The 17,095-nt window shown below is 42.6% G+C and carries 12 protein-coding genes and 1 pseudogene; 1 reads left to right on the forward strand and 12 read right to left on the reverse strand.

Annotated elements, in window-relative coordinates:
- Positions 1-7: 7 nt before the first annotated feature.
- The 6 genes and pseudogenes from KW136_RS03155 to KW136_RS03180 form a co-directional block, all read right to left on the reverse strand.
- On the reverse strand, positions 8-1,036 hold the full coding sequence (locus KW136_RS03155; protein WP_216797092.1) for an asparaginase: 1,029 nt from the start codon (positions 1,034-1,036) through the stop codon (positions 8-10).
- Positions 1,033-2,625: an ABC-F family ATPase gene (locus tag KW136_RS03160; RefSeq protein WP_216797093.1), complete on the reverse strand. Its 1,593-nt coding sequence runs from the start codon at positions 2,623-2,625 to the stop codon at positions 1,033-1,035. Before KW136_RS03160 ends, KW136_RS03155 begins: the two co-directional genes overlap by 4 nt.
- Positions 2,626-3,707: 1,082 nt before the next feature.
- Complete coding sequence (locus KW136_RS03165) at positions 3,708-4,007, reverse strand: hypothetical protein (protein WP_246583181.1); 300 nt, start codon at positions 4,005-4,007, stop codon at positions 3,708-3,710.
- A gap of 209 nt (positions 4,008-4,216) precedes the next feature.
- On the reverse strand, positions 4,217-4,456 hold the full coding sequence (locus tag KW136_RS04240) for a PLP-dependent transferase (RefSeq protein ID WP_420885636.1): 240 nt from the start codon (positions 4,454-4,456) through the stop codon (positions 4,217-4,219).
- 2,193 nt (positions 4,457-6,649) lie between these two features.
- The gene (gene pgeF, locus KW136_RS03175; RefSeq protein WP_216797095.1) at positions 6,650-7,537 is read right to left on the reverse strand and encodes a peptidoglycan editing factor PgeF; all 888 of its coding nucleotides are present in this window, start codon (positions 7,535-7,537) and stop codon (positions 6,650-6,652) included.
- Between the two features lie 104 nt (positions 7,538-7,641).
- Positions 7,642-8,649 (reverse strand): annotated as a pseudogene (locus KW136_RS03180) (RluA family pseudouridine synthase); the annotation flags it as partial.
- Between the two features lie 16 nt (positions 8,650-8,665).
- Between KW136_RS03180 and KW136_RS03185 the strand changes: the two are divergent.
- Positions 8,666-9,448: an outer membrane protein assembly factor BamD gene (locus KW136_RS03185; RefSeq protein ID WP_216797097.1), complete on the forward strand. Its 783-nt coding sequence runs from the start codon at positions 8,666-8,668 to the stop codon at positions 9,446-9,448.
- Positions 9,449-10,420: 972 nt separating this feature from the next.
- Here KW136_RS03185 and KW136_RS03190 read toward each other — a convergent pair.
- The 6 genes from KW136_RS03190 to hfq all read right to left on the reverse strand — a co-directional run bounded on the left by KW136_RS03190 (position 10,421) and on the right by hfq (position 17,066).
- Positions 10,421-11,788 carry an adenylosuccinate synthase gene (locus KW136_RS03190; protein ID WP_216797098.1) on the reverse strand — a complete coding sequence of 456 codons (1,368 nt, stop codon included), beginning with the start codon at positions 11,786-11,788 and terminating at the stop codon, positions 10,421-10,423.
- An 87-nt stretch (positions 11,789-11,875) separates the two neighbouring features.
- Positions 11,876-13,024 (reverse strand): ATP phosphoribosyltransferase regulatory subunit, encoded by a 1,149-nt coding sequence (locus KW136_RS03195; protein WP_216797100.1) that lies wholly within the window; start codon positions 13,022-13,024, stop codon positions 11,876-11,878.
- Positions 13,025-13,292: 268 nt separating this feature from the next.
- Positions 13,293-14,195, reverse strand: coding sequence for a protease modulator HflC (gene hflC, locus KW136_RS03200; protein WP_216797102.1), 903 nt, complete (start codon positions 14,193-14,195; stop codon positions 13,293-13,295).
- Between the two features lie 15 nt (positions 14,196-14,210).
- Entirely contained in the window at positions 14,211-15,563 is a 1,353-nt protein-coding gene (hflK, locus tag KW136_RS03205) for an FtsH protease activity modulator HflK (protein WP_216797104.1), read from the reverse strand.
- 41 nt (positions 15,564-15,604) lie between these two features.
- Positions 15,605-16,762: a GTPase HflX gene (gene hflX, locus KW136_RS03210; RefSeq protein WP_216797106.1), complete on the reverse strand. Its 1,158-nt coding sequence runs from the start codon at positions 16,760-16,762 to the stop codon at positions 15,605-15,607.
- Positions 16,763-16,829: 67 nt separating this feature from the next.
- Entirely contained in the window at positions 16,830-17,066 is a 237-nt protein-coding gene (gene hfq, locus KW136_RS03215; protein WP_216797108.1) for an RNA chaperone Hfq, read from the reverse strand.
- Positions 17,067-17,095 lie beyond the last annotated feature (29 nt).

Raw genomic sequence — 17,095 nt, forward strand, 5'->3', positions numbered from 1 at the left:
TACAAAATTAGTACCGGTCGAATAGGCTTTGTAGTACTATAGGCTCGCTCCAGCCATGAGCGAGCGAGAGCATTAATAATATACGTGCCTTATACGGATTTAGCGTTCCGGCGCTAACTAAGCCCAGAATATCATCGGGCGCAGCAGCGTTATGCATTACATGACCTGAGCCAACACGCGATGAGCGAACTACCGAAACGCTTTGCGTCCGCGCATGAACTAGTGCTTTCTGCAACGTTGCATGAATAGAGCCATTTCCAGTTCCAGCAACGACGATGCCATGAGTTCCTGCGTTAACTAGTGCGTCAACAATTATACCCTCGACGCCTGCGTGACTAACAACGATCTGAACTACGGGTAATAGATTTTGCGTATTGATAACATTTAGCCTAAATACCGATTTAATTGTATGCGTGCGTGTCACGCGTCGTTGAAATTCAACTCGTTTATCGTGAACCCACCCCAGTACACCACTTTCCGGCGACGCGAATGCATCGATTGCGTAGGTGCTTACTTTTGTGATATCACGGGCACCATGAATACGATTTGCAAAGGCTACTAGAACGCCACGCGCTGCAGCATCTGGGTATGCGGCCAGCGTTACTGCATTAAAAAGATTTAGAGCCCCGTCAGCAGACAATGCGGTAAATGGCCGCATAGCTGCAGTTAGTACAACCGGTTTTTCACTTGACACAGTCAAGTGCAGCCAATATGCAGTCTCCTCAAGAGTATCGGTGCCATGCATAATCACAAGTCCATCTATGTCATCCTGCGCGAGCAAGATATTAACGCGATGTGTTAATGCAATCCATAGTGCGTTGTCTAGATCCTTACTGTCGATGCTCGCAACTTGCTCAGCACGAATCGCCGCAACGCTGTCTAACTCGGGTACAGCGGACAGCAGCCGATCTACACCGATTACGCCAGCCGTATAGCCGATAGTCTGTGCCGCGACTAGAGCTTCTCCTGCAATTGTTCCACCAGTAGCCAGTATCGCTACTGTGGGCCGTCTCTGACGTAATACGCTCTCGCTCATTCAAGTCCCTGGCTAGCAAGAAATTCATCATAGCGACCCTGAAAATCTATAATCGCGCTATCAGTTCGAACCTCTATAATTCGATTCGCTAGACCATTGACGAATTCACGATCGTGCGATACGAAGATTACCGTGCCCTCGTATTTCTCGAGTGCAATCTGTAGCGACTCAATCGACTCCATATCCATGTGGTTTGTCGGCTCGTCCATCAGTAATATGTTATGCTGACAAAGCATCAGCTTGCCCCATAGCAGGCGACCTTTCTCGCCTCCAGAGAGCACCTTGACGGACTTTTTAACGTCGTCGCCAGAAAATAGTAAACGACCGAGTGTGCCTCGAACCATAGTTTCGTCGTTACTCCCTTGCCGGAACTTGTCGATCCACTCAATTAACGTTATGTCGTCCGGAAAATCCTCAGATGTATCCTGCGGTATATAACCGACATTCGCATTCTCTGCTAACTGTATATGCCCGTAATCCAACGGCAAGTTTCCGAATAACGCGCGTAGTAACGTAGTCTTTCCAGCACCGTTCTCACCAACGATGGCAATCTTCTCACCCGGCTGTATGGATAAGCTCAGGTTCCGAAAGATTATGCGATCATATTTCTTTGTAATTTGCTTTGCGAGCACTGCGATATTATATAATTTCTTATCGCACTTAAAACGAACAAATGGGTTTTGTCGCGATGATGGCTTAAATTCTTCAAGCTTAATTTTATCAATTTGCCTAAGCCGACTCGTCGCTTGTCGAGCTTTAGACTTATTTGCGGAGAAGCGTCGTACGAAGTCTTGAAGATCCGAAATTCGCTCTTTAGCTTTTACATTTGCGACAGCTTGCTGCTCTCGAGCCTGAGCCGAAGCGAGCATATAATCATCGTAATTACCTGGGTAAATTTTTAGAGTGCCATAGTCCATATCTGCTATATGCGTGCAGACTTGGTTTAAGAAGTGACGATCATGCGAGATAATAATCATGGTCGAATCTCGCTCATTCAAAATGTTTTCGAGCCAGCGGATCGAATTAATATCTAAATTATTTGTCGGCTCATCTAACAATAGCAAGTCTGGATCGGAGAATAGGGCCTGCGCTAGAAGTACACGCAGTTTCCATCCAGGCGCAATATTATGCATTGGTCCATTATGATCCTCGATCGCCACACCGATGCCGAGCAATAACTCACCTGCACGCGCCTCGGCAGTATAGCCGCCATACTCTGCAAACTTCGCTTCTAACTCTGCTGCTCGCATATAGTCATCATCACTTGCTTTCGGGTTCGAGTAGATTGAATCTCGCTCGTTTATCGCTTGCCACATCTCAGTGTGGCCAATCATTACGACGTCAAGCACGCGCATTTCCTCGTACGCGAACTGATCCTGGCGTAGCTTGCCTAGACGCATATGCGGCTTAAGTGAGACAGTACCAGAACTAGGCTCTAGATCGCCACCAAGGATCTTGATGAATGTCGATTTTCCGCAGCCGTTTGCACCAATTAACCCGTAACGTTTACATTCACCAAACTTAACAGAAATATTTTCGAATAAGGGCTTAGACCCAAATTGCATCGTAATGTTTGCAGTAGACAGCACAGGGACGTCCTCAGGGCAGAATGCGGGAAAATGCTATGATTTTATCATCTCATCGTATACGGCTAAGCCGGAAATATATTAAAGAATAGCTAGATCGACGAAAATGCTTCACACACATCAATGATTAACAGCATATGATTCAGTTTCCCTTTCAGATTACGGGTTATTGTTACGCATGTTACAGACTATAGGTCTTTATAGGATATAAGTGAATCACCGATATTTAGAATAATACACGGCAATATTTAGCCTGTATTTTTATTAGATGCTATTAACACTTTATACGAAATCGCACGCTAGTTGCATTACTCATAATGACAGCGGCTAATAGGGTGCCGGAGAACAGACAAAACATTTTCAATAGCATTACATCTTAAGATTTAAGTGCGCAACTAAATTCGAAGCATAGCCTTAGATCAAGTAGCTCAGCTATATCTAGATTTAGCAACGTTTCTAGGCTTGCAATGATCTCTAGAAGAGTTGAGTGCTATGCGCTATTGATTAGCATTAGGCAAAGAACTAAAATTAAAAACTGCTAGCATGCTTAATAGGGTATCACCAGAAGCTGGTGATAATACATGTCTACGCACTGCTACATATAGTGCAGAAGGATATGGCGCTAATATCTCCAGTCATGGTACGATCAAAGATAAACTACTATAACTATTTCTAAGGATTATCAGGGCGGTATCGAAAGTTGCCATCTACCCGACTCTCTAACCTAGAAGTACCACAGAATAATAGTCTGATGCAGACTATTGGACTAGGTATTATGTGTTCTCAAGCTCATTTAAATAATGCTTATACCTCTATCTCCCTGGCCTGCGAAAACTATAGGCGACATGCGCTCCACTGACTATCTCTGGCATGCCGTTTTATCTCAAATAAATAGGCCGCGCTTGATGTCGGTTCGTAGATCAGCCTTCCTCTCTAGGCTGATATAGAAACGAATATAGACACCATGATTCATCTATGTATCAACAGTACGTATAGCAAATATTATATAGCATCGCTATGCTGCTATGCTCCCGCCCCAGCTCCAGCTCCAACCGAGTAAGAATAGTTCAAGCCTACTCGACAAATTATAGCGAGAGCGAGGGTCGAATACCACTGAAAACAGCCCTCCTGCACTCGTAAAATCGCGCTTCTAGTATGCGTGGCCCGCGGACAGTCATTGAATTGCTGGATGCAAAAACTAAAGAAACTTCTAGACAGCATTTCAGCCAAGAGGCGAGCGACAACGCAGTATGTGCGTGTGCGCGGTAGCGCGCTTCTATTGAAGGTAACCCGAGCAGCATAGGCGAGCAATCATTAACTGATACATCAAGTCCGAGGCGGATTCTCGCTTTCTTTAGCGCCAGGTACAAGTCATGATCTAACATGATTGTCGCGCCTATCAGAATGTTGCTGCTACCAGACTGATACTTAGTAACGCTTATACTAAAACATCAACGCTATATTTAAAAGACTTAAACACGAGCCCGGCGGAATAGGTATGATCGATCCGCGGTCACGATGCCGTGCTTACGCGCGATAGCTGTAATGGGGGTATATCTAGCTCCTCTATCGTTATAGATCTAGGCGCCTCTAGCTAGATTAGATTAGTATTTTGCCTTATCAATGCTGTATACCGGACCCCAACCATTAGATGATAACAGCAGACCGAGATCTCGAAATTCTGTGCGATACAGTCGGTATGCTCGCGATTAGGCGAATATATATTGTCCGGGACCAGTACATCAGCGCCTATTTTCACAAATGCGAAATAGACATTCGAGATCAAAGATAGTCCGGAGGGTTTCAATAATGCGTAACGTCCCTCTTCAATTATTGCAGTACGCTGCTACAGGGCTCTACCGACGTCGAGAATGGTTACAACCAGGCCGCACATCCTCAGCGGGATGAAGCAACTAGGTCTATAGGTTGCGTGGTGCTCTTATAGGCATGCCCAATAAATCTCCTATTATTGTTTAAACATCTTTTCTTATTAGACTAACAATGTTAAGTTTAGATAACTCTATCTATGTATTTTAACAGTTCTAATAATAGCCCTATAAAACCTAAGAAAGTGAATCACATAATTCTATATTGTATAGATATAACTTAAACGATTGGTTACTTAAGATATAAAAATATAAGTAATAGATTTTGCTGTATATGCAATATTAATCCCTAGTCATATATCAATTAAAATCTGGTTTTATAGTGAGGTAGAGCATTTAGTTTTTATATATCTTTCTAGGAATTACACTTGAAGTTTTTAAATATTACTCGGGGTTGCCTGTATCGTTTAAATAGATTCGATATTTTTAATACCAATAATTTATACTGCTACCGACGTTACGGGTGTTATTTTATTTAGATAATGTAATTCTATTACATGAATTTTATGCAATCTAGCTATAATTGAACTTTAAATATTAAGCATCTGCCCGGTTTAAAACTAACACATAGCAGCCCTAATTAAGGACCTTACGGAGCTGAGGTACACGACTAAATTTTAGTAGCCATATCATTTCGGCGGCCAAGTCTGCTACAGACTCATTGTGAAGAGTCTGTTTCAAGAAAAATTAACAAATTAGATCTTTAACTTTTAAGATTAAAGATTCTGCCTAAGAACGGGTGGCACTTAAGCTCTCTATATAGAAAAAGTATTCTATTTACACTCTCGGATTCTAGATTTATAAAATCTATAGGCCTTGTAGCGTTTTTACGTCTTCCTGGACAAGGATATATCAACTATTGATTTATTGATAAGCACCCTTAATATCTTGCTGACTTTTAAGTATGCGCTAGAGAGTCACTTGGAAATCGCCATAATCCCCCCCATTCCCCGCTAACGGCTACTAGCTATTGAATTTAAGCACGCTGCCCATTAAGATAGTAGATAGTGAAATAAGCTAATTAGGAACTAGGTAATATCTTTAGCTGCGCTTTCACTCTCCCAAAGAGCTAACAATAAATATACAGCATATTATCAAGTATAGGTGTATGTATCGCCGTACATTATAAATGCTTCATTTTTTATATTCTTAATCCTTAATTTACTTAAGCAGTTCTCGAACGGAATATTACGATAGCACTTTAAAGTGCGAAATAAATGCCTAAATATAGGCTACTTCTATAAGTGATATAATTTGGTAGACACCCCGGGTACTCTATATATTCATACACGTATATTGAGCTGTCTTATAAGTTGCTTTAAAAAGATATGAGTAGCCCTATAGTATCACTACTTTACGTGCATTGCCCCTAAGCAACTAGATATAGAACATATAACACTGTAGTTATACCCGGCATATCTTTTTAAGTACACATAATATTTTATGTAAGTTTAATATGGCTACCTATACCCATACCAGTATCTAACCTAGTTATAGCGAACAGCTTAGAGCTTTCTCCTATTTCATCTTGTGCACTTTTCTTGCAGCCCACGACGAGAATCTTGTTATTTTTAGAGACTCTTAACTAATTGTTTAATGCTATTCTATATAAACTCATACGTACCAAGGATTTATCATCTTTCTTAAGGGACTAAGTAATACACTTTTAAATAGGCTCTTCAGGTAGGCGTATAAAGCGCGGTAGTATCTTGGTTTAGTCGAATTCTAAAATGCTTGCCTGACGGCACCCGTGTAGTATAGTTAAGGCAAGATTACTATAAATAAAAAAGAATAGCTAAACTTACTCTACACCGCTAAATTTTCTAGCGACAGATCCGAATCTGATATAAAATTAACTAAAATAGTTTGCAATTTCTTGCCTCTCAAAATAAAGTCATTAAGTATTAGTCGTTGAGCTATATCTATTACAGAAGTTACGCCGCATAGTAGACCGGCTTAACTTTAAGGCCCTCTGTGCTATCTATATTGATTAAATTAGACTAGTCTCTAAGTTAGATCCAATGTATTTATAAATACATAATAAATATTGCTGGTTAAGCTAAACACACAAGTAATTATTGTAATTAAATCATGCTACGCAGCACTATTTTTAATCGATATCGATGTGCATGCATATAGGGCTAAGACAGCCAGATTAATGCAGCCATACGGCCTGTCGTATAGTCCCGACGATATGAATAAAAACGCACAGGATCACTAAAAGTGCATATATGGGGGGCAGCACTTACGTGATATACGCCAACGCGAGCCAGCCTTATTCGGGCTAGTGCTCTAAGATTAGCAAGATATTTGCATTGGCTAGCGCCGTATACCTCTACAGTATTATTAATATGAGAAGCCAACCTAACGAACGCCGCATTAGTCGCATTACACTCATTTGGCCACGACGTCTTGAGGAATGCGGCGCGCACTTCTTCTCCAACTACAAACGCATTCGGACCGATTGATGGACCGAAATACGCATGCAGAGCTTTGCTTGCGCGCTTACGGCACGCAAGCAAAGCTCGCATCGACTCGACGGTACGCTGAATTATGCCACTAACAACGCCACGCCATCCTGCATGTACAGCGCCGATAGCATAGCCATCTTCGTCGCAAATTAATATTGACATACAGTCGGCTACCAGTACCGCACAAACTACCTTACTCCGGTCAGTTATGCTAGCATCAGCCCTTAGGAAATCGGTTTTAATCACTTTATCAAGATGGACGACAGACGTGCCATGTACCTGCTCAAGCCATGCTATATGTGCGCCTACTAGCGCAATAACTCGTCGACGGTTTTCGTATACCGCATCTATATCATCGCCGGTGTGTATCCCTAAATTTAAGCCACCGGGCACGTATTCCTGATTCTTTATCAGACCATATTTACCGCAGCTAACGCCGCCATCACGTGTAGTAATCAAGGCATGTACGCGGGAATTTACACGCCAGTCTGGCACAATACAATTAGATAGTGATAATTTGGAAAATCCTTGAAATTTTGAGTTACTAATTAAATTCATTTAAAATGATCTTTCTGATCGTTAATAATACTTTTATTGTCATAAAATATATATGGCTATACGAAATCGATTATTGAGGCCTTATAATCAGATATGTTTCATAGCCCTAGCATATCAGATAATTTTTCCAGGTCCGCTGGCATTGCTGAATGCCAAGCTACCGGCATGTTAGTATCTGGTTTCACAAGCTCGAGTCGCCATGCATGAAGCGCTTGGCGGGCGAAGCCGTTAGGAAGCGCGAGCTTTTTCCGAGAGTTACGAACGCAGCCATATACTGGGTCGCCAAGCAATGGATATCCGGCATCAGCAAGATGAACTCGAATCTGATGCGTGCGTCCGGTATGTAAATCACAGTGTAATCTCGATACTGGATGCCCAGACCATACGCTGGTAGCTACAGTTATAAAGTATGTATATGCTGGCTTTCCAGAAGTTCCCGTAAGAACTGCCATGCGTGTTCTCTTACGTGGATCACGTCCAATCGACTTATTAATAGATCCTCTGGGCGGCGTTATACCCCAGGTAAGCGCAATATAGCGACGCTTAACCGTATGTGCCTGTAACTGCTTGATTAGATTAATCTGTGCGGATAATGTACGCGCGACTACTATTAGGCCTGAGGTATTTTTATCTAGACGGTGTACAATACCTGCACGCGGCAGCTTAAATGCGTCCGGATAACGATACAACAAGCCATTAAGCAGAGTGCCGCTCCAATTTCCCGGGGCTGGGTGCACAACTAGTCCGGCCGGCTTGTCAATCACAACTAGAGTATTATCCTCGTATAGGATCGACAATGGCACCGGCTCTGGCACGAACGCCAATGCTTGCGGCATAAGATCTGGCACAAGTCGTACAGTCGATCCTGGATTTACTCGCTGACGTGTATATCCCTGTTCGCCGTCTAATGTTACTCGTCCCGCATCGATCCAGGTTTGGAGGCGGCTACGTGAGAAAGTGGGAAATAGTCGCGCAAGCACTTTATCTAACCGCTCGCCTGCTAGCACTAGCGGTACTCGAGCAACCTTCTCATCCAGGCAAACTAGACCATTACTTAGACTATAATCATATGAATAGACACCGGTACTGAACCGGTCTTTTGAACAAGTCATCTGGATTTCACTAGAAATGCAAGTGCTGAATATATTAAGGATTACTACCCTAACTATCACAGCGGTAATTCTCTCTGGGTGTCACGGCTTGCCTAAAAAAATAGATGAAATAGCGACTTGGACAAATCAAGAACTATACGCAGAGGCTCAGGACGCTTTTACAGCCGGTGATTGGGGTAGGTGCTCAAAGCACTTTAAATTGCTAGAAGCACGCGATCCATTTGGATATTTTGCACAACAGGCACAAATCAAAATTCCATACTGTCAGTGGAAGGATGGTGAAAAAGCAGCAGCTAAACAAGCCGCTGACCACTTTATTCAGTTACATCCGGACCATCCGGATATCGCGTATATATATTATCTTAAGGGATTACTTGGATTTAATGACGACCTAAGTATATTTAGTCATTTTATCGCTCCTAACATAATCGAACGCGACCCACAAGTATTACACGACTCATACGATGCGTTTCGCATCGTCGTCACAAAGTATCCTCATAGTAAATATGCCCTTGACGCCACACAACGTATGCGTTACATCTCAAATGCTTTGGCCGAACATGAGGTGAGTACGGCCGATTACTACTATCGGCGCGGCGCATATATTGCTGCTATTAACCGCGCACAGACAGCGCTGAAAGAATATAAAAATTCAACGGCAACTGAAGATGCACTGCATATAATGATACTATCATATCGCGCGTTGCAGCAGAAACAACTTTCTGACGATACTCAGCGCGTTCTTGAATCCACATTCCCAGACAGCGTATACGTGCTTAGACACACTAATGCACCCTAGAAAGGGCATAGCATGTCATAATGTTAATGTACCCTACCTCCTTCAAATTAATTGGCTTACTACTTTGCTATTTTATATAAACATGCCTATTATAATAATCAGATATACCGAGATAAGCTAAATATTGATTAATAGCTGTTCTACTAAAATTAAAAGTGAATATTAATTTACTTTTATTATATAACTTTCTTACGATGAGGCAGAATTTTAGATTCTTTACATACAAAAATTAGTTGGGGTAATAAGTAACTTTCCGTTACCCTATTTTAGGGAAATTTCTTCCCCGTAGTTATTAATAATTTCTTTACTCAGAGCAGATGCCGCTATGCTAGCAGCACATAGCATTGTTATACTTATAAAAATAATTGCGCAACATTGAACTTTGTATTAAAAATACTAAATTTTGATTCGAATATAATGAATCACGTTCTTGTGTAAGCTTGGCGAAAGCTAACACAAATATAACATAGCGCTGAAATATATATTTAATACGCTCCTAGTTATTTAGCTAATATAGCTTTATCCTGGTATAAAGCGCTGGCAGATGACCTTCGCTTTATACCATAAACCATACCAGTACAATAACTAATTGTTATATTTATGGAATGTGTAGCTGTGTTTAATTAAAAAGTGCCCTAATGTACACTTAAATAAGCCTAGAAAGTACTAGATAGTAGCTTTAAAAACATTAATTAATAGAGTAAATTTTCTAATGACTAAACATAACGTCCCTGACCTATAAACTAAGGATCTTATATTCCGCATAAATCGAATTAACTCACGCACCTATAAATGATATAAAAAGTAGAGTTTTGATCTTATACTTTATATTTAGCTATTAGTATAAATAATCTTATTTATTGGTTCCGATAAAAAATTATTAATATAAGAATTTTTCTACAAAACGTAGACGATATTATCCTAGTTTAGGGTATAAAATCTTTATAATTAGATAATAATGTGTAATCAAAATTACATTATCCTCTTAAATGGATGACGTAGAAGAATCGTCTCATCTCGATCTGGGCCGGTTGACACCATATCGATTGGTATGCCAGCTACTTTTTCTAGGCGCGTCAAATACGCGCGCGCATTGAAAGGAAGGGTATCCCAGGACCTGATACCGACAGTATTTTGCTTCCAACCCGGAAAGGTTTCATAGACTGGCTGACAGCGACTTACTTGTGATGCGCCACGGGGTAGAATATCTACATTATAGCCATCGATTTTATAGCCAGTGCACAATTTTATCTCATCTAGGTTATCAAGTACATCTAGCTTTGTAATGCATAATCCTGTTACGCCATTAATCTGAATTGAGCGTTTAAGTGCAGCTGCATCAAGCCAGCCAGTACGACGAGGGCGGCCCGTTACTGAACCGAATTCCTGTCCGATATTAGCTAGCATTAATCCAATAGGGCTTTGGCATTGTGGATTATTTGTATCATATAACTCGCTTGGAAACGGCCCACTACCCACGCGAGTACAATAAGCTTTCGTAATTCCGAGAACATAGTGGAGCTTATGCGGACCAATGCCGGCTCCAACCGCTGCTGCACCTGCAACACAATTACTTGATGTAACGAACGGATATGTACCGTGGTCTATATCTAGTAACGTACCTTGTGCACCTTCGAATAGTAAATTTCGCCCAGCGTTATTTTCGTCATATAACCGTCGTGACACATCAATAATCATTGGCGCTAGTTGATCGGCGTATCTAAGCATCATGTCTAGTGTTTTCTGGAAATCAATCGCTTGAGCGCTTAGGTATTTTGTAAGTATAAAATTATGGAACTCAAGGTTTTCTCGAAGCCGATCCGCAAATATCGGGGCATTGAATAAATCCTGAACGCGTAGTGCGCGGCGACCAAATTTATCTTCATATGCTGGTCCAATACCGCGCCCAGTAGTACCAATCTTGCCAGTGCCTTGCTTTTTTTCACGAGCCCGATCAATCTCAATATGCTGCGGTAAGATCAACGTAGCTGCTTCAGATATAAATAGTCGATTACGCACATCGACACCAGCATGCTCGAGCTCAGCTATTTCCTTAAATAGCGCTTGTAGAGATAGCACAACGCCATTACCAATGTAGCATGCAATCCCATGACGCATAATGCCTGACGGGATAAGTCGTAGAATAGTTTTCTTTCCGCCGATTATCAATGTATGGCCAGCATTATGACCACCCTGAAAACGTACGACACCTTGAGAGTGATCAGTAAGCCAATCGACGATTTTACCTTTTCCCTCATCACCCCACTGGGTACCAACGACAACGACATTACGTCCGGATTGGGTTGTCGATGGACTTGATTGATCTACGCTATCAGACATAATATTACTTAGGCTGGTTAAAAACGTATTTTACCCATGTTTGTATACATAACTATCAGTGATCTTCGCATGTGATATTTTGGATTTTTAGCGTAACTCAACAGTCCACGCATCGCCATTCCGAACAAGCACGCGGTCGCAAGCGAATTCGTCTAGGGTATGCTCATGCCCAGGCAACGCCTGTATCACAGTCTCACCACTATCTCTCAAAAATGATACAGTAGCACGCAATGCCGCATCATGATTCCATGGGGCCAAAATAGCACTGGAGCGAGCCTGCCGAGGTGAAATCCTTGCTACTTCACGTAAGTCTAGCGAAAAACCAGTAGCTGGTCTTGCTCGTCCATACGCGAGACCAACATAATCATAGCGACCGCCGCGCGCTACAGCATTTGGTACGCCATCGACATATGCACAGAACATTACGCCACTGTGATACGCATAACCGCGAAGGTCAGCTAGATCTATTGCTACGTGCGTAGCATCGATCTGCGCGACGAGAAACGCAAGCTCATTCAGTGCACACGTGAGTGCTGGCCATGCTGGAAGCCGAGCGTGTGCCTCATTAATTACTGAGGCATCGCCATACAGCATTGGTAATGCGAGTAGCGCATCACGTACCGGCCCCGCTAGACCACGCGTGAGCTCATTGAGTCGAGGTACATCTTTGCCGGCTAGCGCCTCATATAGCGTAGGGCCTAGCTCAACAGCGCGTTCGTCGGCCCCTAGGAGGGCAGCTAACACGCCCGCGTGGCACATGTCTAGTCGCACTGGCCCTAGCTCAGCTAGGCGTAGGCTATCAAGCATTAGCTGCTGTATCTCGACATCCGCCTCTAAGCCTGCATGTCCGTAAATTTCAGCCCCGATCTGAATTTGATCACGTGTCGCATGTAGGCCACGTGGACGCGTATGTAATACGTGGCCTGCATAACATAATCGCGTGACACCCTGCCGGTTTAGCAAGTGCGCATCAATACGCGCAACCTGCGGTGTAATATCTGCACGCAATCCTAGCGTATGTCCAGACAACTGATCAACGAGCTGGAATGTGCGCAGTGCTAGGTCGCTACCGCTACCCGTTAGCAATGACTTGAGATATTCAAGCAGAGGCGGCATAACCATTTCGTAGCCGTATGCACGGAAACGATCAAGCAGTACTCGACGTAACTCCTCGAGCTTTCGGGCGCCTGATGGCAGTACATCGGCAATATTTTCAGGCAATAACCAAGTGGGCATGAGCTCAAATCCAGTGGAGTGGAGCAGTGCGGTACGATAAGCTGCGATAGCAGCTTACAAGAGTGCAACCTAAAACTAATTACGATCGGTGCACTGCCACACCTGTGCTAGCAGCACTTACCGAAATATTATAAAACGTATTAGTTATATAATATTTTTGACACATTAGTGATTAACATAAATGCTATTACGAGTAAGAATTGAATAATTATGGTGCGTTTTTATAAACATTCTCCTCGCCGAATGCAAGCACGAAGTGTGTTTAATTCTAGTGCTTTCTCTCTTGTGGAGTTAGAACAGCTACTGTACCTGTAGGATTTTTCATAAATCGGAAAAACTCGCTATTCGGATCAGCTACTACTATATCACCCTTACCGATACTGCGCCGATAAACCTCTAAGCTTTGATAGAAGGCATAAAATTTTGGGTCGCGACTGAATGCGTGTGCGTAAATCGCCGCAGCTTTAGCATCACCGTCTCCTTTAATTTCTTGTGCTTTTTTATATGCATTAGCAATAACCACTTCACGCTGCTTATCTGCGTCAGCACGAATACGTTCGGCCTCAGCAGCACCTGTCGAACGCTGTTTATTAGCAACTTGCTGGCGCTCAGCCTTCATTCTCTGATATACAGATTCGCTAATATTCTCTAGTAAATCAACTCGGCGAAGCCGTACATCAACGATATCGATGCCTAAGTTCAATGCGTCGCGTTCAACTTTTTTACAAACAGCTTTCATCACGATCTCGCGTTCATTAGAAACCATTTCTGAGACAGTGCGTTTCGTGCACTCCTCATTAAGTGCTGCACAGATCACTTGGGTTAGCCTATCTTGTGCTAGTAAAGCATCGCCGCGAACACTAATGTAAAATTTACGAGGATCAATAATTCTCCATTTCACAAATAAATCAACAAGTAGATTCTTTTTTTCGGAAGTGATATAGCGATCCGCCTCTAGATTATCAATAGTCTGGATACGCTTATCTATATATATAACATTTTGGAAAGGTGGCGGCGCTTTTAAGTGTAGCCCAGGCTCTGAAATAATCTGCTTAACTTCACCGAACGAAAACACAATTGCATATTTTCGCTGGTCAACAATAAATATCATTGAAGAGGCTATAAACAGTATTACAAATGTGGTAACGATAAGAGCGATAACTCGATTCATAATACAGGTCCCTTACTAATCTTTGTCACGACTACGGAAAAGATCCCGGGAGCGAATCATGTCATGGCTAACTGATGCGCTAAGCATTGATTGCCCTTGAATCGCTTGCTTACTAGATAAGCTTTCATCTGCCAACACTCCGTTCTGCAAGCCGTTATTAAGCGTCTCTTTTGTACTAATTTTCGGACAAGCGCTTTGCGAGAGCATTATCTTATCTAGAGGGAGGTATAGTAGATTACTACTAGCCTTGCTATCTACAATTACCTTTGTAACATGCGAGTAGATTTGTTGCATTGTATCTAGATACATTCTTTCACTAGTGACGGCTGGCGCTTTCGCATACTCAGCTTGTACTTGATTAAAGTGGGCGGCATCACCCTCAGCTTGAGCCACTACTCGCGCGAGATAGCCGTTCGCATCTGCAACTATCCTAGCGGCAGTGCCCTGGGCGAGCGGAACTACGTTATTTGCATATGCTAGAGCTTCATTTTTTGCACGCTCGCGATCCTGCCCAGCCTTCACTGCGTCGTCGAATGCAGACTGCACTTGCTGTGGCGGCTGTACATTCTGCATTGTTACGCTACTGATAATAATGCCTGTTTTATACTGATCTAGTATCTTTTGAATTTGCTGGGATAATTCTAGCGCGACCTGCTCACGTCCCTCATATAGAACGTAGTCCATCGTGTTTTTACCAACGATTTCACGCACCGCAGTTTCGGCAGCCTGCGTTACCGCACTCTCCGAGTCGACATTATGAAAGAGGAACGCAGCCGGATCTTTTACACGATACTGAACTGCGAAACGTACATCGATGATGTTTTCATCCTGAGTTAACATCGACATATCTTTTAGATTTGTTGAGCGGATTATATTATCTCTTCCAATTTCAACCGACCGCACCTGTGAGAGGTTAACGATTTCATTGCTTTGAAAAGGATATGGTAATCGCCACTGAATGCCAGAACTAGTTGTGTATATATACTTACCAAACTGTAGCACGACACCTGCTTGTCCTTCCTGAACGATATAGACGCCACTTGCCATATAAATAGCCACTAGTATACTAGTGACAATTCCCAGACCTAGACGCCTACTATAACCGTCACTCGAGTGTTCTGGGCCAGGACTTTCGTTTGTATTGCCGGGGCCTCGTCGACCGAATAGCCGATTGATTTGGCGATTAAAGTTTCGCCATAACTCATCTAAGTCGGGAGGATTTTCCCGGCTCGCTTTTCTAGTATTGCCTTGATCCCGCGGACGTAACAATATATTGCTTATTCCTTGACCGTGCCAGCACAGAATATTCATTAAGCAGATCGCGTTCGTACGTCGCCCCACACCTTGAATGCTTTTGTTATTAACCATATAACAGCCGGTTATTACGAAATATAGTTATAAATAGAGTGTTAACCTGAATACGAACTATCATTGTTAAAATAAGTGACGCGATTATCAGTGACCATTACATCTGGATTTAACACCTGCGAGCTAAGCGCTATTTTAGTTATTATGTTACATAAGTTATCGAGTCCTTGACCGGTCCGCGCACTCAAAAAAACGCACGCGATATCCCCATACTTGTTCTTCTTAATAAGATTTGCTGGGCTTGCTAACTCAGGCCTTTGATCAATTTTATTAAAGATAATAATTTGAGGTATCGATGCTGCGCCAATCTCACGTAAAACAGAATTGACCTGCTTTATCTGATTTACATACACTGCGCTAGATATATCAACGATATGCAATAGCAAATCAGCATGTAGGATCTCTTCTAACGTTGCACGAAAGGATGAAACTAATTGGTGTGGCAAGTCGCGAATAAAGCCGACCGTATCAGAAATCACGACATTGTTTGCCTCACGGAGATAGAGATATCGCGATGTTGTATCTAATGTCGCAAACAATTTATCAGCCACATGAGTTTTCGATTTAGTTAGTGCATTAAATAGTGTTGACTTGCCGGTATTTGTGTAGCCAACTAACGACACTGATAGTCGACAGGTGCGATCACGCTGGCGTCGCTGTATACCGCGTTGGCGTTTTAGCCTACTTAATTTAGCTTGCAATATTTTAATACGTCTACCAATTAACTGTCGATCAGTCTCTAGTTGCGTCTCACCTGGGCCTCGTAATCCGATCCCGCCTTTCTGCCGCTCCAGGTGTGTCCACGCTCGAACTAAGCGTGTGGACAGGTATTGTAGCTGCGCTAGCTCTACCTGTATTTTACCCTCATAGCTACGTGCGCGTTGTGCAAATATATCAAGAATTAGGCTAGTACGATCGACGACACGTTTCTCCAGAACGTATTCTAGGTTGCGCTGTTGAGCAGGTGATAATGCATGGTCAAAAATAACGATTTCTACATTATTTTCTTGAGCGCTATGTTGAAGCTCTTTAAGCTTGCCGCTGCCTATAAAATATGCAGCACTTGGGCTTGATCGTCGGCCCGTTAGTGTCAGCACCGGTTGAGCTCCGGCACTCTTAGCAAGTAAACTCAGTTCTTCAAGATTAGCTTGAAGAGAGCTCCTTCCGAAATCTATGCTAATAAGCGCTGCGTTAATCAAATTTATGCAATACCAGAATGTGAAAAAAGCTTAATACTAATGAGCTGTATCTGCCCTTAGAGGTATATTAAGTCTCTACTGAGTCGGGATAGAAATTCACTAATCTCACAGGAACGACGGTCGAGATCGCGTGCTTGTATACCATTTGTGTAACAGTATTGCGGAGCAATACTACATATTGATCAAATGACTCAATATTGCCTTGTAACTTAATGCCGTTGACTAGGTAAATAGATACCGGAACATTTTCCTTACATAGCGCGTTTAGAAACGGGTCTTGTAATAGTTGCCCTTTATTACTCATAGTAAACTCCGAGTTATTCTTTTACAGAA

Source organism: Candidatus Vallotiella hemipterorum, assembly GCF_910593725.1.
GTDB lineage: Bacteria > Pseudomonadota > Gammaproteobacteria > Burkholderiales > Burkholderiaceae > Mycetohabitans > Mycetohabitans hemipterorum.